Raw genomic sequence first — 21,705 nt, 5'->3', positions numbered from 1 at the left:
CCTCAAACGCCGGCGGGGCTGGAAGGTGTCGGCGGGGCCGGCGGGGCCTAGGGGCGGCGGCGCGGCTTGCCGGTGCCTCGGGTCGGCTTGGCACCCGAGCCGCCCCGGCCGGGCTTCGCGGAGCCGGCGGCCTTGGCACCCTTGCCGCCGCGCGGGGCGTTCTTCCCGGCGGCGGCCTTGCGCTGCTTCGGCTGCGCGGCGCCGGAGGCGGGCGGCTGCGGCCCACGCGTGCTGTTCACGGTCCGCCCGCGCACGATGCCGATGAAGTGCTCGATCAGGTCGGGCGTCGGCTCGGCCTCCACCCACGACAGGGCGACCCGGGAAACCGGGGCATCGGTGACCGTCCGGTAGGTCAGGTCCTTGCGGTGGTGCAGCCGCGCGAGGGACTGCGGCACGACGAGAACCCCGATCCCGGCGGCGACGAGCTCGATCGCGTCGGCGGTGGTCGCCGGCCGCTCGAACGCCGGCTTGCCGGGCAGCTCCTCCCACCCCAGGGTGTCGTCGAGCGGGTGCAGCACGATCTCGTCCGCGAGGTCCCCGGTGGACACCTCCTCCACCGCCGCGACGAGGTGGTCCTTCGGGACGACCACGACGGTGGTCTCGGTGTACAGCGGGATCGCGGACAGGCCCGTGCGGTCCATCGGCAGCCGTACGAACCCCGCGTCGGCACCGCCGTCACGCAGGGTGTCCGGCGCTTCGTGGGCCGCCACCTGGAGGAGGGTCAACGGGACGTCCGGCAGGCGCTCGTTCCAGATCCGCACCCACTTGCTGGGCGTCACTCCGGGGACGTACGCGAGCCGGAACGAGGGAGAGCTTTCCGAGCCTGTCACCCGCCCAGGTTACCGGCCGTGGTCAGAACCAGCGCACATGCTCGATATTCTTATCGGCATGACGTCGCACAAGACCGCCCAGACCATGAAGCCCGCCACCGCGGCGAAGAAGCTGGGTGTGTACCTCGAAGCCACCCCCGCGGAGTTCCGGGAGGGTGTCGTGTCCCGCAGCGAGCTGAACGCGCTGCAGGCCGACCCGCCGCAGTGGCTTCAGGACCTGCGACGCAACGGCCCGCATCCGCGCCCCGTGGTCGCGGCCCGACTCGGCATCTCCATCGCCGGCCTCGCCCGCGGCGGGGTCACCGAGGCCCTCACCACCGAGCAGATCGACGCGCTGAAGCAGGACAACCCGGAGTGGCTCCAGAAGGAGCGCGCCACCCAGGCCGAGGTCCGCAAGGAAGCGGTCCGCATCAAGGAGCGCGACGCGGAGCGCGCCGAGCGGGCGGAGCGCCGCCGGCAGAACGAGTCCTGACCCGCACCGAGTCCTGAGCCCCCCGTTCGACCGAGGCACGGCAGCACCGGATACGCCGGGGCAGGCGCCCGCGCACCGGTGCACACGCCCCCGTTCGCGGTGATTCCGGCGGGGATCGGCGGAATGGGGGGCCTGCCGCCTGGGCAGGGCTTCTGCGTGCTCTCGCAACTCCTCGCACGGCTGCGGCGTACGGCCGCGGAGCCCGTGTTCACGGCCGACTTCACTTCGACATCCCAATGGGTCGCCGGGCGCTCCTGGGCCTATCCCGACGGGGGCCCGGTCAACCCCGGCGACAACAAGCTCGATCACCTCGTCGCCGATCCCTCCTACAGCCGCAGCGGCACGTTCCGCGCCACCCGCCGGCCCGACGGCAACTGGGACGCCGGGCTGCTGACCACCGAGGGCAGCGACGAGGGCTTCCTGCTGCGCGCGGAGGACACCCTCGAGGCCCGGGTCCGGCTGCCCGAGGAACTCGGCGCCTGGCCCGCGATCTGGACCTGGCGCGACGGCGGCCAGGAGGTCGACGTCTTCGAGTACCACCCCGACAACCCGGACCTGCTCGAACTCTCCAACCACGTGCGCGGCGGCGGCTCGCACTACTTCCGTGACGGCGCGGTGCAGCCCGGCGCATGGGTCGACCTCAAGGTGAGGTTCGGCGCCAAGTCGGTCGTCTGGTGGGTCAACGGCGCCCGCGTGTACGCCGACCGCAGCGGTGTCGGCCGGCGCTGGCGCGCGTACCTCATCGTCAACCTGTCGGTGTGCGCGGGCCGCTACCACCCGGCGCCGGACCCCGCCGTCTCCTCCATGTCGTACGAGGTCTCGGACCTGCGGGTGTACCGCCCCTGAGCACGTGCCGGGGCCCGTTGTGCATACGGCGCTGGGAAAAGCCGAGGCCCGGCAAATTCAGCCCCGCAGGCGATTGAGGCGAGGTTCCGGGCGGGCCCGGTGCCCGGCGGAGCCGGGCTGCTCCCCCGGCCACTGCTGGGAGGTGCCCACAGGGGCGCCGCCCCGGGCCCCGCGCCTCACACGCCGGCGAGGCTGGTTACGCCGGCCCTCGGCTACGGCGTAAGGAGGCGGACCCGCTGGTCGCGGAGGTCGTAGCGGGCGGCGGCGACCGCCAGGCGGCCGGCCGCGATCGCCCCGGCGAGGTCCGCCTCGGCCGCAAGCCGCTCCCGCGTCCGACGCGCATGCGCGTCGATCGTGGCGGCGACCCGCGCCTCACCCTGCGCACCGCGGTCGATGGACGGCCGGATCTGGTCGGCGAGGTACTGGATGTGCGCGGGCAGCCGCTCCCCGGTCTCGTCGGCGTGCACGGCGGCGCCCACCGCCCCGCAGGACTGGTGGCCGAGGACCAGCACCAGCGGTATGTGCAGTTCCAGCACCCCGTACGCGATGCTGCCGAGCACCGCCTCGTCCAGCACCTCGCCCGCCGACCGCACGGTCAGCAGGTCGCCGAGCCCCTGGTCGAAGACGAGCTCCGGCGGAACCCGGGAGTCCACGCAGCCGAGCACGATCGCGAAGGGGTGCTGGCCCTGGGTGAGCCGGGTCCGTACGGCCGGCGACTCGTTCGGGTGCTGCTGGCGGTACGCGCGCCAGCGCCGGTTGCCTTCGGCCAGCCGGCGCAGCGCCTGCTCGGGAGTGGTGGGCCGCTCGCCGACGTCCTCGGCGGCCCCGGCCGGGGCCGCGGCGGCCGGGAAGGCGGAGCCGAACGCGAGCAGGGAGCCCGCGGTCGCCGAACCGGCCACGGCGGCGCGCAGCAGACTTCGGCGACTGGTCGCAGGCACGGAAGCTGTCTGGATGTTCGAATTCATCGCGGGACGGTATCCCGCACCCCCGGCCCTCCTTGGGGGAACGGCCGGGGAATGGCGGGAAACCGGCCACGATCAGGCGTGAATGAGACTTCCGTCTCAGCATGCGGGCGACCGAATATGCCGCCCTCCGTCAGTCGCCCTTGCCCCGGCGGCCGAACTGCTCGTCCAGGACGGACAGCCGGCGCCAGTACTCGTCCTCGTCCATCTCACCGGCCGCGAAGCGCCGTCCCAGGATCGCGATCGGCGAGTTCTCACCGTACGCCGCCCCCGGCGCTCCGGGCGCCCCGGACGCCCCCGCCGCCCACGGACCGCGCGGGCCGCGGCCGCCGCGCCACACCGTGCGGCGCAGGACCGTGACGACGCCTATCACGACCACCGCCCAGACCAGCGGGAAGAAGAGGATCCACGGGCCGGGCCCGCCGTAAGCCAGGGTGTTCATCTCGGTTCAACTCCTCGGACGTGGTTGACTGTCACGTCCGAGCCTGGCTCCGGAAGGGTGCCCCGGTCGTCGTACGGGCGGCGGCACTGCCCGTACCCCGCAGGGAGTAGCCGCCGGCGTCGCGGGTCAGCCGAGCCAGCCGGGGCGGACCAGCCCCGACTCGTAGGCCAGCACCACCAGCTGCGCCCGGTCCCGCGCGCCCAGCTTGACCATGGTCCGGCTGACGTGTGTCTTCGCGGTCAGCGGGCTCACCACCAGGCGGCGGGCGATCTCCTCGTTGGACAGGCCCATGCCCACCAGGGCCATGACCTCCCGCTCCCGCTCGGTCAGCCGTTCCAGACCCCGGGCGGCGCCGGGGCCCTTGGAGCGCGCCGCGAACTCCGCGATGAGCCGGCGCGTCACCCCGGGCGACAGCAACGCGTCGCCCGCCACCACCGCCCGTACGGCGCGCAGCAGTTCGTCCGGTTCGGTGTCCTTGACCAGGAAGCCGGAGGCGCCGGACCGGATCGCCTCGAAGACGTACTCGTCGAGCTCGAAGGTGGTCAGCACCACCACCTTCACGGCGGCCAGTTCCCGGTCGCCGGTGATCTCACGGGTGGCGGCCAAGCCGTCGCGCACGGGCATCCGGATGTCCATCAGGACGACGTCCGGGCGCAGTTCGCGGGTCCGGCGCACCGCTTGGGCGCCGTCGGCGGCCTCTCCGGCGACCTCGATGTCCGGCTGCGCGTCGAGCAGGGCGCGGAACCCGGCCCGGACGAGCTGCTGGTCGTCGGCGAGCAGTACGCGGATCACCGGTCCTCCTCATCGGGCGGTGCGGGTACGGAGCCGGGCTCCGGCCCGGGGAGCGGGAGGCGGGCCCGTACGCGGAAGCCGCCGTCCGGGCGTGGTCCGGCCTCGACGGTGCCGCCCTGGGCCGCGGCCCGCTCCTGCATCCCGGTCAGGCCGGTGCCGCTGCCGCCCGCGTCGCCGCCGGTGGCGGGGCCGTCGTCGTCGACGCGTAGTTCCAGCGCGTTCGGACCCGGCGGGCGGCTGATGCGGATCCGGGCGGTCCGCGCGCCCGAGTGGCGCAGGACGTTCGTGAGGGCCTCCTGGAGGATCCGGAAGGCGGCGAGGTCCGCACCCGGCGGCAGCCCGCGGCCGGCCTCCTCCCCTTCGACGGAGACCGTGAGCCCGGCCGCGGCCGCCTGCTCGACCAGCTCGGGCAGCCGGCCCAGCCCGGGGGCGGGCGTGCGGGGCGCCTCGCCCGGGGCGCGCAGGGTGTCCAGCACCTGCCGGACCTCGCCGAGGGCCTCCTTGCCGGCCGCCCTGATCGCCATCAGCGCGCTGCGGGCCTGCTCGGGGTCGGTGTCGAGGAGCGCAAGGCCCACGCCCGCCTGCACGTTGATGACGGAGATGCTGTGGGCCAGTACGTCGTGCAGCTCGCGGGCGATCCGCAGCCGCTCCTCGTCCGCCCGCCGCCGCTGCGCCGCGGCCTGCTCGGCCCGGTCCCGGGCCCACTGCTCGCGGCGTACGCGCACCAGCTCGCAGGCGGCCAGCACGGCGATGGCCCAGGCGGTGACACCGGCCTCGGCGCTCCACGGCAGCGGGCCGTCGCCGGGCGGCGGCAGCCACCGGTACAGCCAGTGCGCGATCAGTAGGTGCCCGGCCCACAGCGCCCCGACCGCGGCCCAGGCGGCATGGCGGTGTCCGGCGCCGATGGCGGCCAGGCAGGCCACGGCGACGCTGACGACGACGGGGCCGTACGGATACCCGCCCGCGAGGTAGGCGAGGGTGACGGAACAGACTCCGTACAGCACGGCCACGGGGTGCCGGTGGCGCAGCAGCAGGAGCGCGGGGCCGAGCAGCAGCAGGCCCCGCCCGAGGACGCCGAGCGGCTCCCGCCCGGGCTGGAGCTGTTGCGCCCAGCCGCTGCCGGCCTGCGCGAGCACGGCCACGGCCAGCGAGGACCGCCACGGCAGCCCGCCGTCCGCGCCGGTCCGCTCCGCCCAGTGCCGCTGCCGCCGCCACTCCGCCATGCGGCCACGCTAGACGCCCGCCCACGGCCCCGTCGTCCGCCGCACGGGGAGTCCCTGCGTACTCCACTGGGAGTACCCGGGCACGCCGGGCAGAACCCCGTTGCCCGCTGTCGAGCCCCCGTGAGATCATCAAGGCTCACCGGTCCGGCTCCTTTCCTTTACGCTGCGCAATGCAGATGAAGGAGTGCGGGCCGTTGTCGTGTCCACGGTTTTGAGCGAATCGACCACGATCTGCGAATGACAGGTGCCGTTTGATGCCCCCAACAGAGCCTGCAGAAGCCTGCATCGAGGATGCGGGCAACACCTTGGTTGCGCCCTCGACGTTGCACGACAATGACGTGATCAGGGACTTCTTCGGGTCGGTCGTCACACCGGAGGACCTCGCTTCCGGTTCGCCCGACCTCGCGCAGAAGAACGTCTACCTGTGTGGCGACATATCCGGGATCAGCAGCCGCCAACTGCATGCTGCCGCCCGGGTATTCGTCATCCGGGAGCTCTCACACGGCTGCCACGAGGACGTGGACAAGGCTTGGACCCTGGTGGACCGCGGCCGGGTCCCCCTGCGCGTACACGGCGTCGGCGTGTACTACCGCCGCTTTTTCGGACTCGGCGCCGATCATTTCGGACGGATCCGCGCGGAGCACGCGTTCCAGTCGCTGACGGAGTCCACCAAGCCTGGCACAGCCCGTCGCAGCGGCATCTATCTGACGCCCGTCGCACGACACGGTGACGAACTGCATTTCCGTCTGCTCCGGTGCTCCACGAATCTCTCGGGACCGACCGAGAACTTCCGCCCGACCGACATGCACATCGTCGAGGCTCTGAACCGCGAGGCCGCCGCCGTCTTTCGGAACCAGGCACCGCTGAATCACGTCCTCGCTCAGATCTACCACAACACCCTTGCCACGGCCGAGCGCAAGCAGTCCAAGGCCAGGATCTCGTCCCATGCGGACAAGACCAAGGACATGCCCGTCAACGGAATCATGGCCTTCTGCACCTTCTATGACCGGCTCGACAAGCTGCAGCCCCTGGCCGAAGACCCCTTCGACTGCGGCGTCAAGGGCGTCAGCGGGCTGACCCAACTCCACTTCCGCCTCAAGGAGCCGATCGAGAAACGCGAAGGCGTCGAACTCCCCCCGCAGTTCACGCTGACCCTCTACCCCGGCTCCGTGTTCTTCATGCCGTTGTCCACCAACCGCCTGTACACGCATGAAATCCGCCCCTCGCCGTTGGATGCCGATCTGCTCCCGACCCGCCTGGGATACGTGGTGCGCTGTTCCAGCGCCGAAGCCGTTCACAAGAACGGCCGCACGTTCCTCAAGGTGGCCGGAGACCTGGCGAAGCTGGAGCCACCCACGCCGGAGGGCATGAACGAGCTGCGCCGGCTGTACGCCGAGGAGAACAGGACCTCGGCCTTCATCGATTACGGCGACAGATTTCTCTTCAGCATGAACACGGGAGACTACATTGCCCCCCGAGTCTAGGATCTTCAACGAGATCCTCTCGTGCGATCTGCCGACCGATGAGGATCTCTTTGCGGAGCTGTCCGCCTCGGTTCGTTGGGAAGACGTGGGAAAAGGCCGGCGAGGCGCCACCCTCACCAAGGCCAACGAGGCGGGCGATGTGCCTCTCGTACGGACCACCACTCGATACAGCAGCCCGGCGCAACGTTTCCGGGCGGTGCACGAACGGCTGGCGCAACGGATTCAGGAACGTGCGGCGCTGCCGGGCGGCTTCAACAACGCTCTCATCGAGACCTACACGAACGCTTACACCACCATGGGCAGTCATTCCGACCAAGCCCTCGATCTGGCCGACGAGTCGTTTATCGCCATCTTCTCCTGTTACCAGCATCCCGAAGTCACCCCACCAAGGAAGCTGATCTTCGAGTCGAAGGAGTCCGGGGGCGAGAAGTTCGAGATCCCCCTCGCCCACAACGGCATCGTCGCGTTCTCCGTCGAATTGAATCGGCGACTCAGGCACAAAATCGTATTGGACCTGCCCGCCCAGGCGGCGGCCAACCAATGGTTGGGGGTGACGTTTCGAACGTCAAAGACCTTCGTTCGGTTTCACGACGGCCGTGCGCACCTCCCGCAGGGCGTACCCCTCGTCTTGGCCGACGACGAGCAGAGGCACGACTTTTACCGACTACGGCGCCGCGAGAACAAGGAAACGGCCTTCGCCTACCCCCTGCTGACGTACACCATCAGCGAGAGCGATCTGATGCCGCCCGTCTGACCTTGAGGCTCACCGCGGTTCTTACTGCAGACGTGTCGCAGTCCGGACAAGGTCGGCGACGGCTCTGGACCGGCTGTGCGGTGGCCAGGCGATCACGGTGGTGACTTTCGGCGCGTCCAGCACGGGCACGGCGGCGAGGTCACCGTGCAGGCGGGCTCGGCTCGACTCCGGTGAGACCGCGCAAGCCCGGCCGAGTGCGACGAGCTGGAGCAACTGCGCGTGGTCGCGGACCTGCGGGCCGGGGCCGGGTGGGTAGGTGCCGTCGGGGTTGGGCCAGCGTGGCAGGGGCAGGCCCGGCAGCCCGGTGATGTCGGCCATGTGCACATGGGCCCGGGCGGTGAGCGGATGTCCGGCGGGCAGGACCGCCACCTGGCCCTCCGTGCTGAGCTCTTCGGTGTGGAGCCCGGCCGTCGAGTCGAACGGCCGGTGCAGCAGCGCCACATCGGCCCGGCCCTCGCGCAGGAGTCGTTCCTGCTCGGCCGGGCCGCACAGGATGACGTCGACGGGGACCGCGCCGGGTTCGGCGGCGTACGCGTCGAGCAGTTTCGCCAGCAGTTCGCTGGACGCGCTGGCTTTGGTGACCAGGGCCAGGCCGGGACGGCCGGTCGCGGAAAGGGCGGCGCGGCGGGTCCGGCGCTCGGCGGCGTCGACCGCGTCGAGGGCCGCCCGGCCCTCGGCCAGCAGCACCGAGCCGGCCTCGGTCAGCGTGACGATGCGGCTGGTCCGGTCCAGCAGTGCTGCCCCGAGTCGGCGTTCGAGCTGCCGGATCGCGCGTGACAGAGGCGGCTGCGCGATCCCGAGCCGCTGCGCGGCCCGCCCGAAGTGCAGCTCTTCGGCGACAGCGACGAAGTAGCGCAGCTCCCGGGTCTCCATCCGGCCACCGTACTCCGAATCCATACCCTGACGGTATCGTTGCCCACTCAATCGGTCTTGGACGCCCCCCGGCGTCCGTGGGCAGCATGATCCCCATGAGTGAACGAACGATTGCGCTGGTCACCGGCGCGAACAAGGGAATCGGCTACGAGATCGCCGCGGGCCTGGGCGCCCTCGGCTGGAGCGTCGGCGTCGGCGCTCGCGACGATCAGCGCCGTGAGGTCGCGGTGGAGCGACTGCATGCGGCCGGTGTCGACGCCTTCGGCGTACCGCTGGACGTGACCGACGACGCAAGTGCGACCACCGCCGCCCGGCTGATCGAGGATCAGGCAGGGCGCCTCGACGTGCTCGTCAACAACGCCGCCATCGCCGGCGGCATGCCGCAGGTGCCCACCTGCGTCGACCCCGCCACCGTCCGAGCGGTCGTGGAGACCAACGTGATCGGCGTCATCCGCGTCACCAACGCGATGATGCCGCTGCTGCGCCGCTCTGCCTCACCACGGATCGTGAACATGTCCAGCAGTGTCGGCTCACTCACCCGGCAGTCAGGACCCGGTGCAGAGCAGACGACGGGCCCCGTGGCCATGGCGTACGCGCCGTCGAAGACGTTCCTGAATGCCGTCACCCTCCAATACGCCCGGGAGCTGAGCGGCACGAACATCCTGATCAACGCCGGCTGCCCCGGCTACGTCGCGACCGACCTCAACGGCTTCCGCGGCGTGCGCACCCCCGAACAGGGCGCGGCGATCGCCATCAAGCTGGCGACCCTGCCCGACGACGGCCCGACCGGCCAGTTCTTCGATGACGCCGGCATCGTGCCCTGGTGATGCACGGCGCACTCGCCGGGGTGGGGCCGCCGCCCGCGCGCCTCGAACAGGTGCCGCGCTGGTGCTCAGAGTCGATACAGGATTCGTCGCCTTCGATGTCCGGCATCGGGATGCACGACTCGTTTTCCTCATCGGCATACAGGGTTGACCCTGCCTCTCATTTCTTCGCATGGTGGATCGGGCCACCCTCCGGCCCCGGAGAGTGGTGTGCGGCGCCATGGGCCGCGGGGGCCCGGCTTTCTAGGGTTCGGGCATGGACAGTCAACTTGCTTCTCTGCGGGGACGGACCGCGCTGGTGACCGGCGGGGGCAGCGGTATCGGCCGGGCCTGCGCGGTCGCTCTGGCCGAGGCGGGCGCCGACGTCCACGTGGCCGACGTCCACGCGGACTCCGCGCACGCCGTGGCCGCCCTCGTGGGCGGTCAGGCGCACGTCGTGGACCTCTCCGACCCGGCCGCCCCCGATCGGCTGCCCGCCGCCGTCGACATCCTGGTCAACAGCGCCGGGCTGCAACACGTCGCTCCGCTCACCGACTTCCCGCTGGATCGCTTCACGCTCATCCAGCAGGTGATGGTCACCGCGCCGTTCCTGCTGCTGCGCCACACGCTGCCGCACATGTACGCGTCGGGCTGGGGCCGGGTGGTGAACATCTCCAGCGTCCACGGGCTGCGCGCCAGCGCCTACAAATCGGCCTACGTGGCCGCCAAGCACGCCCTGGAGGGGCTGAGCAAGGTCGCCGCACTGGAGGGCGCCCCGTACGGGGTGACGAGCAACTGCATCAGCCCCGGCTACGTCCGCACCCCGCTGGTGGAGGCCCAGATCGGCCAGCAGGCGGCCGCCCACGGCATCAGTCCGGGCGACGTGGTGCAGGACGTGCTGCTGACCCGGTCCGCGATCCGGCGGCTGATCGAGCCCGAGGAGGTGGCGGCGGCCGCGCTGTGGCTGTGCGGGCCGCACACCGGGCACGTCACCGGCAGCTCCTTGTCGCTGGACGGGGGGTGGGCCGCCACCTGAGGGGGTCGGGCGGGGGCGGCGTTCATCCGGGCGTCGCGAGAAATTTCCTACCGACCGGTAGACATGTGGCGCGATCTTGCGGATTCTGGCCGCGTACATGCCAAATCCCGCCACGAGGAGCGCCCCCACATGCGCAGCCGCCGCACCCGCAACAGCAACCGCACCTCCCTCCGCACCCTCGGCGTCGCCGCCGGCAGGGCGGCGGCCGCCGCCGGGCTGCTGCTGGGCCCAGCCGCCTCGGCCGAGGCCGCCCCCGCCACCACCTCGTCCGCGACCGCGACCTCGTCCGCACCCGGCGGCAACGCCGCCCTCCTCGGCATCGACTACGCCGCATGGAAGCGCGATGTCGCCGCCGTCATGGCCCCGGCCCGTCCGTACGTCGAGCAGCGCATCGCGCAGGCCCCCGCCGGCGAGAAGCCCGCGATCGTGCTGGACATCGACAACTCCTCGCTGGAGACGGACTTCCACTGGTTCTGGACCGTCCCGACCCCGGCGATCGCCGAGGTCCGCGACCTGACCCGGTACGCCAACGAGCACGGCGTCGCGATCTTCTTCGTCACCGCCCGCCCCGGGATCATCGCCTCCCTCACCGAGCGCAACCTCAGGCAAGTCGGCTACCCGGTCTCGGGGCTGTACGTCCGGGACCTGCCGGACCTGTTCCACGAGGTCAGCGCCTACAAGACGGCCAAGCGCGCCGAGATCGAGGCCCGCGGCTACACGATCATCGCCAACATCGGCAACAACCAGAGCGACCTGGTCGGCGGTCACGCCGAGCGCACCTTCAAGCTGCCCGACTACAACGGCAAGCTCTCCTGACCGTCCCTCCGCGCCGGGGCTGCCGCCCGGCTACGCCTGCAGGTAGCGCAGGACCGCCGGGATGCGCCGGTTGTAGTCGGGCCCCTGCTACAGGTCCAGCGTGTCGGAGATCGCGTTGAGGTTCTTCTCCACGGCGCTCAGCGAGATGTGGAGCCGGTGCGCGATGGCCGTGTTGGTGTGGCCCTCGGCCACGGCTTCGAGGAAGCCGCGTTCGCGCGGCGTGAGGCGGGCCGAGGGGTCCGCGTGCGCGGTGCGGACCAGCAGGCGGCGCACCACCTCGGGGTCGATGGCCGCGCCGCCGGCCCGGATCCGCTCCAGGGCGTCGAGGAACTCGTTCTCCAGTGCGATGGCCAGGCCGGCTCCGGGCCCGCCGAGGGTGTCCACGAGGCCGGCGGCCCAGCCGGCGGTACCGTCCGCGGGATGCTCCGGGAGCGGTGCCGCTGCCGATGTCGCAATGGGGGTTTCCGTCCGGCCGGGTGGGGATCCCCGCACACCGCGCCCTGCGGGAACCGCACCCCCCTTTCCCCGGCGGTCAGTCGAGCAGTGCCGTGAGGCGCCGGGCGAAGTCCTGGGGCTTCTCGACGGCTCCGAGGTGTCCGCCCGGGAATTCGACCAGCGCGCAGTCCACGAGCTCCGCGAGGCGCACGGCCGGTCCGTACAGCGGCAGTTGGTGGCGTGAGTCCCGGCCCACGGCCAGGACGAGCCTGCCGGCGACTGCGCGCAGGGCGGCCAGATCCGGGGTGCTCGACGAGAACGGGCACAGGACGTGCTCCAGGAAGACCCGCATGTTGGCGTGCATCCGGTGGGCCATCGCCTGGATTTCCGGGGTCAGTTCGGCGGGCTCGGCGGGTTCGGCGGGTTCGGCGGGTTCGGCGGGCTGCTCCGACTCGGCGGCGTGCCGGTCCTGCTGATCGCGCCCGGCGTCGAGGCCCTCGCCGAACCGGGCCACGGCCGCGGCGACCCCCTCGGACCGGGCCGTGTCCCGTACGTCGGCGAAGAGCGCGCGGTGCGGGGCGGGGTCGTCCAGGAGCTCCAGCAGCGGCGGCTCGTGCGCGATCAGGCGGCGCACCCGCGCGGGGTGCCGGGCCAGCAGGTCGACCGCGGTGATGGCACCGGAGCTGCAGCCCATGACGAAGGCCTCCCCCTCGGGCGAGAGGTGTTCGAGCAGGCGGCGGGCGTCGTCGCTCCAGACCCGGACCTCCTGGTCGGCCGGCGGGCCGTCGAGCCGGCTGCGGGACATGCAGCGCTGGTCGTAGGAGACCACGGTGTAGCGGTCGGCGAGTTCCGCGGTCAGGGCCGCGTACATCCCGGCGTCGCCCGCGCCGCCGGGTATCAGCAGCAGGAGCGGTCCGGTGCCCTGGATCTCGTAGTGGAGGGCGGCACCGGGGACGTCGAGCGTTCCGGTGGCCGGCGTGTGTGCGTGGGTGGGCGGGTGCGTGTCGTGCGTGTGGGTCACTTGCTCACTGACTCCCCGTTGTGGGCCCCGTAAGGCCTGGTGGTGGATGGCCCGTCGGCTCATCGGGCCACACCCTCGGACGTGCCGGCCCCGTCACCCCTCGGCCAGTTCTCCAGCAGCTGGTGGAGGGCGTCGAGCGAGCGGGTCCAGGACTGCGCCACGGGGCGCGAGTGCCCGAAGCCGCCCGAGAGTTCGAGGTGGATGTAGCCGTGGAACGTGCTGCGCAGCAGGCGGCCGGCGTCGGTGAGGTCCGGCTCGGTCAGGCCGTAGCCGCGCAGCATGCCGTACGTCAGCTCGACGCTGCGGCGGAAGCCGACGGAGTCGGCGACCTCCTCCGGGGCGAGCTGCATCTGCGTGGCCGCGTAGCGGCCGGGGTGGGCGAGGGCGTAGTCGCGGTAGGCGCCGGCGAAGGCGACCAGGGCGTCCTTGCCGGCGCGGCCCGCGACGGCGGTCGCGATGCGCTCGGTCATCTCCTCGGACGCCAGCAGGGCGATCCGTACGCGCAGCTCGCGCAGACTGCGCACGTGCGAGTACAGGCTCGCGTCCTTGACGCCGAAGTGGCGCGCGAGCGCCGAGACCGTGACCTTCTCCAGGCCGACCTCGTCCGCCATGACGGCGGCCGCTTCCGCCAGCCGGGCCACGGTGATTCCTGCCCGCACCATCCGACCGCCTCCGCTTCCAGGTTCCTAGGACCTTTAGGTTACAACCTAGCACACCAAGCAAAGCCGGGCAGCGGCGCGGCGGCGGTTAGACTTGCGGCCGCGACGAAGAGGAGTCCCCATGAGTCAGCCCGAGCCGGAGCACGGCACCGGTCAGGATGACCGGGCGACCCCCGAACCGTCCCCGACGACGGCGGACGACGAGACCTGGAAGGGCAAGGGCGTCGCCCTGCGTGCCTTCTTCTACATCTTCGGCACCCACTTGTTCGCCGGCTTCGTGTGGCTGCTGTTCTACCTGGGCGATCACGCCCGGAAGTAAGCCGTTCGGCACCACCCGCAGCGCTCCGGGGCCCGGCCGCTGGGCCATCCGCATCACAGCCCGTCGAACGGGGGTGAGCCGGGCCGCGAGGCTGGAAGGGATCCCCGGTGCCCCCGGTCCGCAGGGCCGGCGCGGTACGCGGTGATTCCAGCTCTGCGCGAGGGAGTCTGCTTCATGGTCGGGAAACTCGAGGAGACCGTAGCCCTGGTGACGGGGGCGTCCAGCGGCATCGGACGCGCCACGGCCCTGGAGCTCGCGCGCGAGGGCGCCGCGGTGGCGCTGGTCGGGCGGCGCGAGGACCGGCTGATGGATCTGGCGGCCGAGATCGACGACGCGGGCGGCACCAGCCTGGTCGTGGCGGTCGACGTCAGCGACGAGACGGGCGCGGCCGAGGCGGTGCGCCGTACCGTCGAGGCGCTCGGGCGGCTGGACACGCTGGTGAACAACGCGGGTCTGATGCTGCTCGGCCCGGCACCGGGAGCGGATCTGGCGGACTGGCGGCGCATGGTCGACGTCAACCTCCTGGGCCTGATGTTCTGCACGCACGCGGCGGTGCCGCACCTGGTCAAGGCGGCTGCCGCGGGGCCGAGACAGGTCGCCGACGTGGTCAACGTGGGCTCGCTGTCGGGCCGGATGGCCTTCGGGATGTCCGCGGTGTACTGCGCCACCAAGTTCGGTGTCGGCGCCTTCAGCGAGGCGCTGCGCCAGGAGCTGGCGCTCCAGCACGTCCGCGTGTCCGTGGTGGAGCCGGGGAGCGTCGACACCGAGCTGCGCGGGCACAACCCGCAGGCGGTGCAGGAGCTGCTCGCGTCGCACCTCGGCCGCATCGAGCGCCTCGGCAGCGAGGACGTCGCCGAGGCGATCGGCTACATCGTGACGCGCCCCCGGCACGTCGCCTTGGCCGAGCTCCTGATCCGCCCCACCGAACAGGTCTGAGGCGGGCGCCCCTGGAACCCGGGGGCGCCACCACATCCTCCTCGCTACGGGGCCGGCCGCAGCGGCGGGGTCGGCAGCGGGCTGCCGTCGCGGGCGGCCGCGGTCATCACCAGCAGGGCGTCCGTCCAGCCGAGCGGGGCCACGGACGACGGGTTGCCGGATCCGTTGACGGTTTCGGGGAGTTCGCCCAGGCCGTTGCGCTTGGACAGCACCCAGTCCAGCACCCGGTCGGCCTTGGCCGCGTCGGCGCCGCCCAGGTGCGCCCAGGTCAGCGCGAAGAAGGTGGTGCTGGCGGTCCAGGCGTACGAACCCCAGCTGAAGCCCGGGTCGTTGCCGGGCGAGAGCCCCCCGTTCGGCAGCAGCAGCGCCCGGTACGTGGAGTCCAGCGCGGCCCGCAGGTCGGCCGGGGCCGGGTTGAACGGGGGCCCCATGAACGCCGCCGCGCTGTCCCGGCCGTGGGCGCCGTCTGCGGTGCGCGGGTAGCCGCGGGGGGCGAAGGAGGCGGCGATACCGCCGGCGAGCTTCCGGGCCGCCGCGGTCCAGCGGTCCGCGTCCCCGGTGCGGCCGAGCCGGGCGGCGAGGTCGGCGGCCGCGTCGAGGCCGGCGAGCAGCGGTGCGGCCGTGCCGATGTTGGGGGTGTCCGTCGGCAGTTCCCAGTAGTCCGGTGAGGCGGGCGGCAGCCCGTCGGCGGTGAGGGAGCCGGCGGCGTGGTCGGCCGCCCGGGCGACCATCGGGTACAGCGCGCGCAGCCGATCGTCCCGGTCGCCGCCGGGTGCCTGCTGATACCACTGCCAGGTGGCCCAGGGCACCCAGCCGTTGCTGTCGAGCTGCCACTTCCGGTCGTCCGGGGGCCCGCTGCCGTCGAGTTTCGTACGGGCCTCCCAGGTCCCGTCGGCGCGTTGCGTGGCGGCGTCGTATGTGAGGATGCGGTAGGCCTCCTCGTCGTGGCCGGTGGCCGCGAAGGCCACGGCGGCGAAGGCCCCGTCCCGCGGCCAGGAGTACTCCCAGGCGGGCGACCAGCCCGCGGCGAAGGCCCCGTTGGGGCGCAGCAGGGCCCGCATCGACAGCAGCGCCCGCTGTACGGCGGCCCGCCGGTCCGGATCCGTACCGGGTACGCGGCCTGCGGCCAGCCAGGCGCGGCTCTCGTCGATCCGGGCGAGCGCGCCGGGGTCGTCGGCCGGGACGACCACGGACGCGGACGCGCCGGGGGGCAGGTAGCGCCAGCGGCCGGACGGGAGGCGCAGGACGTTGCTGCCTTCGGCGTACGAGGCGCCGACCGCGAAGGAGGGTGCGACGGCCTCGACGGCGGTGCCGTTGGAGAGGAGTCCGGCGGTGCGGGCGGCGAGCGCGGTGGCGGGCACGTAGCACGGCTCGCTCTCGCCGCAGCGCGCGCTGCCGGCGGGGTTGACGTGGAAGGCGAGCCGGTTGGTCTCGGCGTGCCAGCCGCCCCAGTACGCCTTGTCGTAGTTCCAGCTGGTCAGCGAGGCGGGCACCGGATTCTTGGTGCCGTACCAGGCGATGGCCTTGTTCTCGGTGGTGGTGGCCTGGAGGTGCAGGTAGTAGGGGGTGCCGGGGGTGACGTCGGCGGTCACCGGGAACTCCAGCCAGCCGGCTCCGGCCCCGCCGAGCGAGGCCAGGGTGACGGTGCGGGTGGCGAGTGCGGTCGCGGGGTCCGCCTTGTCGCGGCGGATCTGCGCGGTGATGCTGCCGGTGGCGGCGGTGCTGGCGAGGTAGACGCTGATGCGGGAGATCCGGCTGCTGCCGACGGTGAACTCCTGGGCGGCCGCGTTGTTCGTGGACTTCACGCTGAACAGGGCGGTCCCGTGCTGGGGCTGGCCGTCGTACGGGGTGGGAGCGGCCGCGGCAGGGGCGGCCGGTGTGGCGGGTGCGCCGGGCGCGGCCGGCGCCGCCAGCAGCGTCGCGGACAGCACCCCGGGGAGCAGGGCGGGGAGCACGGCAGGGAGCACGCCCGTCGCGTACGGCATGTGGTGCGGCCCTTCCTCTGGCGGGGAGTGGGCTCACCACTGTGCCCGCCGTGTACCCCGGCGGGGCGCCGGGCGGGCGTGTCCCACCCGTGGAGGGTGGTGATTCCATCCGATGGTGTGACACGGCCCGTCAGAAGCGCGCCTCGTCGGGGCGGTTCGAGTGCCCGGCGGCGTGCAGCAGGCGGCGGGCGGTGGCGTGCAGGTGGTCGAGGACGTCGGGGTCGGCGTCGAGGGTGTAGGCCCAGTCGGAGCCCAGGCCGGCCAGGGTCTGTGCGATGCGGGTGAGGGAGTCGTCGGAGGCGTCGACGAGGCAGGTGTCCGCGTCGAGCGGGCGGACGCGGCCGGCCAGGCCCCGGGTCCGTGCGCGGACACGGTCGGCGGGGGCGCGGAGGGTGGCGAGGGCCCGGTGGCGGGTGGGCGCGGCCGACAGGCGGGCGGCGACGAAGGCCGCGGGGTCATCGCCGGGCACGGGGCGGGGCGGGACGCGGCGGCCGGTGGGGGTGGGGCGGCTGATGCGGTCCAGGCGGAAGAGGCGCCAGTCGGACCGCTCGGTGTCATGGGCGAGGAGGTACCAGAGGTCGCCGGAGGCCACGAGGTGGCAGGGCTCGGCGCGGCGTGCGGCGGTGGCGTCCTGGCGGGTGGTGTAGTCGAAGGCGACCACCTCGTGGTCGCGGCAGGCGGTGGCGAGGGCTGCCAGGAGTGCGGGGTCGGCCCGCGGGCCGCGGGTCTCCCAGGCGATACCGGTGAGGGAGCTCTGCAGGGCGGTGACCCGGCCGCGCAGGCGGCGCGGGAGGACCTGTTCGAGCTTGGCCAGCGCCCGCAGCGCGGTCTCCTCGATACCGGTCAGGCCCCCGGCGGCGGTGCTCAGGGCCACCGCGACGGCCACGGCCTCGTCGTCCTCCAGGAGCAGCGGCGGCAGGTCGGTGCCGGAGGCGAGGCGGTAGCCGCCGGCGTGGCCGCGGGCGCTCTCCACGGGGTAGCCCAGGTGGCGCAGCCGGTCCATGTCGCGGCGCACGGTGCGGACGGTCACCTCCAGGCGCTCGGCCAGGTCGGTGCCCGACCACTCGCGCCGGGTCTGCAGCAGGGACAGCAGCCGCAGCGTGCGGGCGGTCATCTCGCTCGTCATACGGTCCACTCTGCCCGAGTCAAAGGACACGGGCTGTCCTGAAAGGTCCCTACCGTGGGCAGGGCCCGCAGGAAGAAACAGGACGTGGGCAACGAGAGCGGAGGTTTCCATGAAGATCGCAGTGTTCGGTACCGGCGGCGGTGGCCGCGCGCACGCCGCCAGACTGGTGGAGCTCGGTCACGAGGCGCTCTTCGGCACCCGCGACCCGAAGGCCACCCCGGCCCGCACCGAGCCGGTGCGCTGACCCATGGCCGAGCCCCTGTCCGCGCCCTTGTCCCTCCCCTCTCACCTCCGCCGCATCACCGACGCCGAGCGGCGCGCCCGCCTCGTGCAGCGGCACCGGCTCGCGCCCTCCCTGCGGGTGGAGAGCGCCGAGGCGGTGGCCGAGTCCCTGGTCGGCCTGCACGCCACCGACCCCGCGACCGTGTTCCTCGCCGCGGCCGCCCGGATGCGGGCCCCCACCCCGGCCGCCGTCGACCGCTCCCTGTACGACACGGGCGGCGCGGCCGGCGGGCCCGTCCTGGAGCGGATCCGCTGCATGCGGCGCACCATGTTCGTCGTACCGGCGGACCTGGCCCCGGCCGTGCACTCCGCCACCACCGGCCCGGCCGCCGGACGCCACCGCGCCGAGACCGCCGCCCGGCTGCACCGGGAGCTCGGCTGGGACGAACAGCGCTATGCCGCCGTGGAGCGGGCGGTGCTCGACGCGTTCGCGGCGCGCGGCCGGGCCACCGCCGGGCAGCTCGCCGCCGACGTCCCCGCGCTGCGCGAGCAGCTGGTGATCTCCCCCGGCAAGCCGTACGAGTCCCGGCAGCGGGCCGGTACGCCGGTGCTGGGCGTGCTCGCCGCCGAAGGCCGGATCCGCCGGGACCGGCCGGCCGGCTCGTGGACCTCCATGCAGTTCCACTGGGCGCCGGCCCGGCCGCTGCCGCGCGTACCCGCCGCCGAGGCGCGGGCCGTGCTGGCCCGGCGCTACCTGCGGGCGTTCGGCCCCGTCACGGTGGACGACCTGAAGTGGTGGACCGGCTGGACGCTGACCGACACCCGCAAGGCCCTCGCCGCCACCGCGGCCGTGGCCGTCGCCCTCGACGACGCCACCGGCCACCTGCTGCCCGAGGACCTGGACGCCCCCAGCCCGGCCGCCGCCGAGCCCGCGGCCGCGCTGCTGCCCGGCCTGGACCCGACGGCCATGGGCTGGCGGCACCGCGCCTGGTACCTCGACCCCGGGCACACCGCGGAGCTCTTCGACCGCAGCGGCAACATAGGTCCCACCGTGTGGTGGAACGGCCGCATCATCGGCGCCTGGGCCCAGGCCGCGGACGGCCGGATCCACCACCACCTGCTGACCGACCCGGGCCGTGAGGCCCGCGCCGCCGTGGAGGCGGAGACCGCCCGCCTGGCCGCCTTCCTCGGCGACACCCGCGTCACCCCGTGCTACCGCACCCCCCTGGAACGCCGCCTGGCCGCCCGCACGGGCACACCAGCGGCCGCAGCCCGCTAATGCTGCGACCGGAAAGGTTCACCGGGTCGCGACGCCCGGCACGGCACCTCGCCGCGTTGTCGGCCCTCGCACGTACGCCCAGTACGAGCCGAGGCCCTCCGCCTTGCGATGCACCACACCGGACGCCGCGACCCGGCAAACCTTTCCGCCCACAGCACTAGACCGGGGCGCTGCCGGTGTTCTGCAGCATCCGGCGCAGGACCTTCAGGGTGGTGACGTAGTCGGCGTCGTCGATGCCCTCGTGGATCCGGTCGCGGATCGCGGGGGTGTGCTGCTTGAGGCCGGCGCGGGCCGCGTCGCCCTCCTCGGTGATCCACAGCCGCTGCTCGCCGTCGCGGGTCAGCCAGCCGCGCTCCAACATGACGGCGGCCTCGGCGGCCAGGTCGTCCTCCGGGCGCAGGTAGCTGCTCATGGCCGGGCGCAGTTCCGCGACGGTCATGCCGCGGCCGTCGGCCGAGAGGTCGTTCGGGGAGAGGTTGCGCAGCACCCAGTACTGGGGCTGGGTGAAGCCGAGTTCGGCCTGCCGGTCGCGGGTGAACGCGATGAGCGCCTCGTAGGCCAGTCCGGTCCAGTACGCCGCCGGCTGGGCGGCGAGTTCGGCGTCGGAGATCTGCCGGGTCGTCATGTTCGCTCCCCCTGTGGGTGGTCGTCGGTGCGATGCGGCCACCGTAGGACCTGGAGTTTGGTTGAGGTCAAGGAGCGGCCGGGGCACACGTCAGGGTCGGAGGCCGCCGAGCTTGTCGGGGTTGATCTGGAAGCGGAGGTTGCGCAGCAGGCCGTCCTCGATGTCGAAGGTGAGGGCGCCCATGGGTGCGCCGCCCCGGAGGTACAGGACGCCCAGTTCGCCGTTGATGACGGCGGGTTCCGCGGTGGTGCCGGTCATCTGCGGCTTGGCCCTGATGCCCAGCAGCCAGCGGGCGACGTTGGAGGCGCCGTGCAGCGGGCGGCGGGCGGCGCTGACCTTGCCGCCGCCGTCGGACCAGGCGGTGACCTCGGGGGCGAGCAGTTCCATCACGGCGTTCAGGTCGCCGCCGGCGCAGGCGCGCAGGAAGCGGGCGGTGATCTCCTCGCGCTGCGCCGCGTCGCTGTCGAAGCGCTGGCGGCGGGCCCGGACGTGGTGGCGGGCGCGGTGCGCGATCTGCCGGACCGTCGCCTCCGGCCGGTCCAGCACCTCGCCGATCTCGGCGTGGGAGTAGCCGAAGACCTCGCGCAGCACGAAGACCGCGCGCTCGACGGGGGTGAGCGTCTCCAGGACGACGAGCATGGCGGTCGAGACGCTGTCCGCCCGTTCGGCCTCCTCGGCGATGTCGGGCGAGGTGAGGAGGGGTTCGGGCAGCCACGGTCCGACGTACTCCTCGCGGGTGGCCCGGGCTGAGGTGAGGCGGTTCAGGGCCAGGTTGGTCACCGTCCGTACCAGGTAGGCCTTGGGGTGGCGGACCTCGGACCGGTCCTCCTTGCTCCAGGTCAGCCAGGTGTCCTGGAGGATGTCCTCGGCGTCGGTGACGGTGCCCGTCATCCGGTAGGCCGTGGCGAACAGCAGCCGCCGGTGCGCGAGGAAGGGGTCGTCCTGCGGTGCGGTGTCGCTGGTGATCACCGACGTATCGTGCCCGTGGAACGGGGGCGTTCACAAGGACGGGGACCGCTGTCGGCGGTGGTCGTTAGGCTGGTGGGCGGTCAGCGGCCGCGCCTGCAGGAGGAGTACGAACACCATGGCGATTCACCACCCGGGCCGGCCGGAGGACCTGCCCGCAGCGGACGTGCTGTGGTCGCGGTGGGCGCTGGTCGCCGTGCTGAGGGCGCACACCGAGGACGAGGGCCGCGGGGGCCACCGCACGGGCACCTGGATCGACGGCGAGGGGCTCCACCTCGACGACAGCGGCTGCACGTGGTGGACCCTGGCCCCGAGGGGCGAGGGCCGCTTCGTGCTGTACGGGGAGGACGAGTCGAGCAGCGTCAAGTGGCACGAGCCGCCTGTGGACATGCTCGCGCAGGGGCCCGAGTGGCTCCCGTACGAGGAGCTGCGCGACTACCTCGAAGGCCAGCAGCTGGGCTGCGTGTACTGGTACGAGAACGGCTCCTGGGCCCGCGCCCCGTACCCGGAGGACCTGGAGGACGACGGGCTGGAGTGCGGCATGGGCCGCTACGTGCACGACAAGGAGCTCCTGTCCTGGGAGCTGGACACCGCCGGCCCGGCCGCGGCGGAGCTGCTGGCGGCCGCGGAAGGCCGACGGCTGACCCCGCAGGCCCTGGAGGAGCTGGTGCACGGGGGCGGGACCTCGTACCGCTGGGACCTGCCGGCGATGCTGCGCGCGCTGGCGCTGGCCGGCCTCTCGGCCCGCGCCGCCGAACCCGACCTGGCCCCGGATCCGGCTCCGGATCCGGTGGTGTGA

23 protein-coding genes and 2 pseudogenes are annotated in these 21,705 nt (G+C 73.0%); 12 read left to right on the top strand and 13 right to left on the bottom strand.

Translation table 11 applies throughout. From position 1 onward, the window contains the following. Positions 1-47 precede the first annotated feature (47 nt). Positions 48-830, bottom strand: coding sequence for a LysR family transcriptional regulator substrate-binding protein (locus AB0F11_RS29890; protein ID WP_362180237.1), 783 nt, complete (start codon positions 828-830; stop codon positions 48-50). Positions 831-888: 58 nt separating this feature from the next. On the opposite strand from AB0F11_RS29890, the gene AB0F11_RS29885 reads away from it, so the two are divergent. After that, a complete protein-coding gene (locus AB0F11_RS29885) occupies positions 889-1,302 on the top strand; it encodes a DUF5997 family protein (RefSeq protein WP_362180234.1) in 414 nt (137 codons plus the stop codon). A gap of 123 nt (positions 1,303-1,425) precedes the next feature. After that, complete coding sequence (locus AB0F11_RS29880) at positions 1,426-2,148, top strand: beta-glucanase (RefSeq protein WP_362180231.1); 723 nt, start codon at positions 1,426-1,428, stop codon at positions 2,146-2,148. Positions 2,149-2,360: 212 nt separating this feature from the next. Here the strand turns inward: AB0F11_RS29880 and AB0F11_RS29875 are convergent, their stop codons facing one another. The 4 genes from AB0F11_RS29875 to AB0F11_RS29860 form a co-directional block, all read right to left on the bottom strand. Continuing rightward, positions 2,361-3,113: a carbonic anhydrase gene (locus AB0F11_RS29875; protein WP_362180228.1), complete on the bottom strand. Its 753-nt coding sequence runs from the start codon at positions 3,111-3,113 to the stop codon at positions 2,361-2,363. Between the two features lie 130 nt (positions 3,114-3,243). Continuing rightward, a complete protein-coding gene (locus tag AB0F11_RS29870) occupies positions 3,244-3,552 on the bottom strand; it encodes an SHOCT domain-containing protein (protein ID WP_362180226.1) in 309 nt (102 codons plus the stop codon). Between the two features lie 126 nt (positions 3,553-3,678). Further along, positions 3,679-4,344, bottom strand: a complete 666-nt coding sequence (locus AB0F11_RS29865) for a response regulator transcription factor (RefSeq protein WP_362180224.1) — start codon at positions 4,342-4,344, stop codon at positions 3,679-3,681. Next, positions 4,341-5,567, bottom strand: a complete 1,227-nt coding sequence (locus AB0F11_RS29860; protein ID WP_362180221.1) for a sensor histidine kinase — start codon at positions 5,565-5,567, stop codon at positions 4,341-4,343. Before AB0F11_RS29860 ends, AB0F11_RS29865 begins: the two co-directional genes overlap by 4 nt. Before the next feature lie 254 nt (positions 5,568-5,821). On the opposite strand from AB0F11_RS29860, the gene AB0F11_RS29855 reads away from it, so the two are divergent. Continuing rightward, positions 5,822-7,051 (top strand): hypothetical protein, encoded by a 1,230-nt coding sequence (locus tag AB0F11_RS29855; RefSeq protein WP_362180218.1) that lies wholly within the window; start codon positions 5,822-5,824, stop codon positions 7,049-7,051. After that, entirely contained in the window at positions 7,035-7,805 is a 771-nt protein-coding gene (locus AB0F11_RS29850) for a hypothetical protein (protein ID WP_362180216.1), read from the top strand. Before AB0F11_RS29855 ends, AB0F11_RS29850 begins: the two co-directional genes overlap by 17 nt. Before the next feature lie 21 nt (positions 7,806-7,826). On the opposite strand, the gene AB0F11_RS29845 is transcribed toward AB0F11_RS29850, so the two are convergent. Then, positions 7,827-8,678: a LysR family transcriptional regulator gene (locus AB0F11_RS29845; protein WP_362180243.1), complete on the bottom strand. Its 852-nt coding sequence runs from the start codon at positions 8,676-8,678 to the stop codon at positions 7,827-7,829. A 95-nt stretch (positions 8,679-8,773) separates the two neighbouring features. On the opposite strand from AB0F11_RS29845, the gene AB0F11_RS29840 reads away from it, so the two are divergent. The 3 genes from AB0F11_RS29840 (at position 8,774) to AB0F11_RS29830 (ending at position 11,333) form a co-directional block, all read left to right on the top strand. Continuing rightward, positions 8,774-9,505, top strand: coding sequence for an SDR family oxidoreductase (locus tag AB0F11_RS29840; protein WP_362180213.1), 732 nt, complete (start codon positions 8,774-8,776; stop codon positions 9,503-9,505). A 253-nt stretch (positions 9,506-9,758) separates the two neighbouring features. Next, on the top strand, positions 9,759-10,517 hold the full coding sequence (locus AB0F11_RS29835) for a 3-hydroxybutyrate dehydrogenase (RefSeq protein ID WP_362180210.1): 759 nt from the start codon (positions 9,759-9,761) through the stop codon (positions 10,515-10,517). 129 nt (positions 10,518-10,646) lie between these two features. Next, positions 10,647-11,333, top strand: a complete 687-nt coding sequence (locus tag AB0F11_RS29830; RefSeq protein WP_362180207.1) for an HAD family acid phosphatase — start codon at positions 10,647-10,649, stop codon at positions 11,331-11,333. 87 nt (positions 11,334-11,420) lie between these two features. Here the strand turns inward: AB0F11_RS29830 and AB0F11_RS29825 are convergent. The 3 genes and pseudogenes from AB0F11_RS29825 to AB0F11_RS29815 all read right to left on the bottom strand — a co-directional run. Next, positions 11,421-11,666 (bottom strand): annotated as a pseudogene (locus AB0F11_RS29825) (LuxR C-terminal-related transcriptional regulator); the annotation flags it as partial. Between the two features lie 199 nt (positions 11,667-11,865). After that, positions 11,866-12,789 carry an alpha/beta hydrolase gene (locus tag AB0F11_RS29820; RefSeq protein WP_362180204.1) on the bottom strand — a complete coding sequence of 308 codons (924 nt, stop codon included), beginning with the start codon at positions 12,787-12,789 and terminating at the stop codon, positions 11,866-11,868. 59 nt (positions 12,790-12,848) lie between these two features. After that, the gene (locus AB0F11_RS29815; RefSeq protein ID WP_362180201.1) at positions 12,849-13,451 is read right to left on the bottom strand and encodes a WHG domain-containing protein; all 603 of its coding nucleotides are present in this window, start codon (positions 13,449-13,451) and stop codon (positions 12,849-12,851) included. Between the two features lie 118 nt (positions 13,452-13,569). On the opposite strand from AB0F11_RS29815, the gene AB0F11_RS29810 reads away from it, so the two are divergent. After that, the gene (locus AB0F11_RS29810) at positions 13,570-13,767 is read left to right on the top strand and encodes a DUF6126 family protein (RefSeq protein WP_362180198.1); all 198 of its coding nucleotides are present in this window, start codon (positions 13,570-13,572) and stop codon (positions 13,765-13,767) included. A gap of 174 nt (positions 13,768-13,941) precedes the next feature. After that, the gene (locus tag AB0F11_RS29805) at positions 13,942-14,703 is read left to right on the top strand and encodes an SDR family NAD(P)-dependent oxidoreductase (RefSeq protein ID WP_362180195.1); all 762 of its coding nucleotides are present in this window, start codon (positions 13,942-13,944) and stop codon (positions 14,701-14,703) included. Between the two features lie 44 nt (positions 14,704-14,747). Here AB0F11_RS29805 and AB0F11_RS29800 read toward each other — a convergent pair whose 3' ends face one another. Both AB0F11_RS29800 and AB0F11_RS29795 read right to left on the bottom strand, forming a co-directional pair. After that, entirely contained in the window at positions 14,748-16,688 is a 1,941-nt protein-coding gene (locus AB0F11_RS29800; protein ID WP_362180192.1) for a choice-of-anchor R domain-containing protein, read from the bottom strand. 130 nt (positions 16,689-16,818) lie between these two features. After that, on the bottom strand, positions 16,819-17,814 hold the full coding sequence (locus AB0F11_RS29795; RefSeq protein WP_362180189.1) for a WYL domain-containing protein: 996 nt from the start codon (positions 17,812-17,814) through the stop codon (positions 16,819-16,821). A gap of 109 nt (positions 17,815-17,923) precedes the next feature. Here AB0F11_RS29795 and AB0F11_RS29790 point away from each other — a divergent pair. Further along, positions 17,924-18,049: pseudogene (locus tag AB0F11_RS29790) on the top strand (NADP oxidoreductase); the annotation flags it as partial. A gap of 12 nt (positions 18,050-18,061) precedes the next feature. After that, positions 18,062-19,315 carry a winged helix DNA-binding domain-containing protein gene (locus AB0F11_RS29785; RefSeq protein WP_362180187.1) on the top strand — a complete coding sequence of 418 codons (1,254 nt, stop codon included), beginning with the start codon at positions 18,062-18,064 and terminating at the stop codon, positions 19,313-19,315. A 157-nt stretch (positions 19,316-19,472) separates the two neighbouring features. Here AB0F11_RS29785 and AB0F11_RS29780 read toward each other — a convergent pair whose 3' ends face one another. Continuing rightward, positions 19,473-19,940 carry a MarR family winged helix-turn-helix transcriptional regulator gene (locus AB0F11_RS29780; RefSeq protein WP_362180184.1) on the bottom strand — a complete coding sequence of 156 codons (468 nt, stop codon included), beginning with the start codon at positions 19,938-19,940 and terminating at the stop codon, positions 19,473-19,475. 90 nt (positions 19,941-20,030) lie between these two features. Further along, a complete protein-coding gene (locus tag AB0F11_RS29775) occupies positions 20,031-20,909 on the bottom strand; it encodes an RNA polymerase sigma-70 factor (protein WP_362180181.1) in 879 nt (292 codons plus the stop codon). Between the two features lie 115 nt (positions 20,910-21,024). On the opposite strand from AB0F11_RS29775, the gene AB0F11_RS29770 reads away from it, so the two are divergent. Further along, positions 21,025-21,705 (top strand): hypothetical protein, encoded by a 681-nt coding sequence (locus AB0F11_RS29770; RefSeq protein ID WP_362180178.1) that lies wholly within the window; start codon positions 21,025-21,027, stop codon positions 21,703-21,705.

Origin of the sequence: Streptomyces sp. NPDC032472 (genome assembly GCF_040636955.1) — a bacterium.
Taxonomy (GTDB): Bacteria; Actinomycetota; Actinomycetes; order Streptomycetales; family Streptomycetaceae; genus Streptomyces.
Note: the sequence above shows the minus strand (reverse complement) of the source record. Positions and strands in the feature narration are given on the sequence as shown.

Bases quoted from the DNA above. Each gene is read 5' to 3' on its own strand.
- AB0F11_RS29870 (WP_362180226.1), bottom strand. From the start codon at position 3,552: ATGAACACCCTGGCTTACGGCGGGCCCGGCCCGTGGATCCTCTTCTTC.
- AB0F11_RS29840 (WP_362180213.1), top strand. From the start codon at position 8,774: ATGAGTGAACGAACGATTGCGCTGGTCACCGGCGCGAACAAGGGAATC.
- AB0F11_RS29795 (WP_362180189.1), bottom strand. From the start codon at position 17,814: ATGACGAGCGAGATGACCGCCCGCACGCTGCGGCTGCTGTCCCTGCTG.
- AB0F11_RS29875 (WP_362180228.1), bottom strand. From the start codon at position 3,113: ATGAATTCGAACATCCAGACAGCTTCCGTGCCTGCGACCAGTCGCCGA.
- AB0F11_RS29785 (WP_362180187.1), top strand. From the start codon at position 18,062: ATGGCCGAGCCCCTGTCCGCGCCCTTGTCCCTCCCCTCTCACCTCCGC.
- AB0F11_RS29860 (WP_362180221.1), bottom strand. From the start codon at position 5,567: ATGGCGGAGTGGCGGCGGCAGCGGCACTGGGCGGAGCGGACCGGCGCG.
- AB0F11_RS29855 (WP_362180218.1), top strand. From the start codon at position 5,822: ATGCCCCCAACAGAGCCTGCAGAAGCCTGCATCGAGGATGCGGGCAAC.
- AB0F11_RS29810 (WP_362180198.1), top strand. From the start codon at position 13,570: ATGAGTCAGCCCGAGCCGGAGCACGGCACCGGTCAGGATGACCGGGCG.
- AB0F11_RS29885 (WP_362180234.1), top strand. From the start codon at position 889: ATGACGTCGCACAAGACCGCCCAGACCATGAAGCCCGCCACCGCGGCG.
- AB0F11_RS29780 (WP_362180184.1), bottom strand. From the start codon at position 19,940: ATGACGACCCGGCAGATCTCCGACGCCGAACTCGCCGCCCAGCCGGCG.
- AB0F11_RS29880 (WP_362180231.1), top strand. From the start codon at position 1,426: ATGGGGGGCCTGCCGCCTGGGCAGGGCTTCTGCGTGCTCTCGCAACTC.
- AB0F11_RS29805 (WP_362180195.1), top strand. From the start codon at position 13,942: ATGGTCGGGAAACTCGAGGAGACCGTAGCCCTGGTGACGGGGGCGTCC.
- AB0F11_RS29770 (WP_362180178.1), top strand. From the start codon at position 21,025: ATGGCGATTCACCACCCGGGCCGGCCGGAGGACCTGCCCGCAGCGGAC.
- AB0F11_RS29845 (WP_362180243.1), bottom strand. From the start codon at position 8,678: ATGGAGACCCGGGAGCTGCGCTACTTCGTCGCTGTCGCCGAAGAGCTG.
- AB0F11_RS29815 (WP_362180201.1), bottom strand. From the start codon at position 13,451: ATGGTGCGGGCAGGAATCACCGTGGCCCGGCTGGCGGAAGCGGCCGCC.
- AB0F11_RS29800 (WP_362180192.1), bottom strand. From the start codon at position 16,688: ATGCCGTACGCGACGGGCGTGCTCCCTGCCGTGCTCCCCGCCCTGCTC.
- AB0F11_RS29835 (WP_362180210.1), top strand. From the start codon at position 9,759: ATGGACAGTCAACTTGCTTCTCTGCGGGGACGGACCGCGCTGGTGACC.
- AB0F11_RS29830 (WP_362180207.1), top strand. From the start codon at position 10,647: ATGCGCAGCCGCCGCACCCGCAACAGCAACCGCACCTCCCTCCGCACC.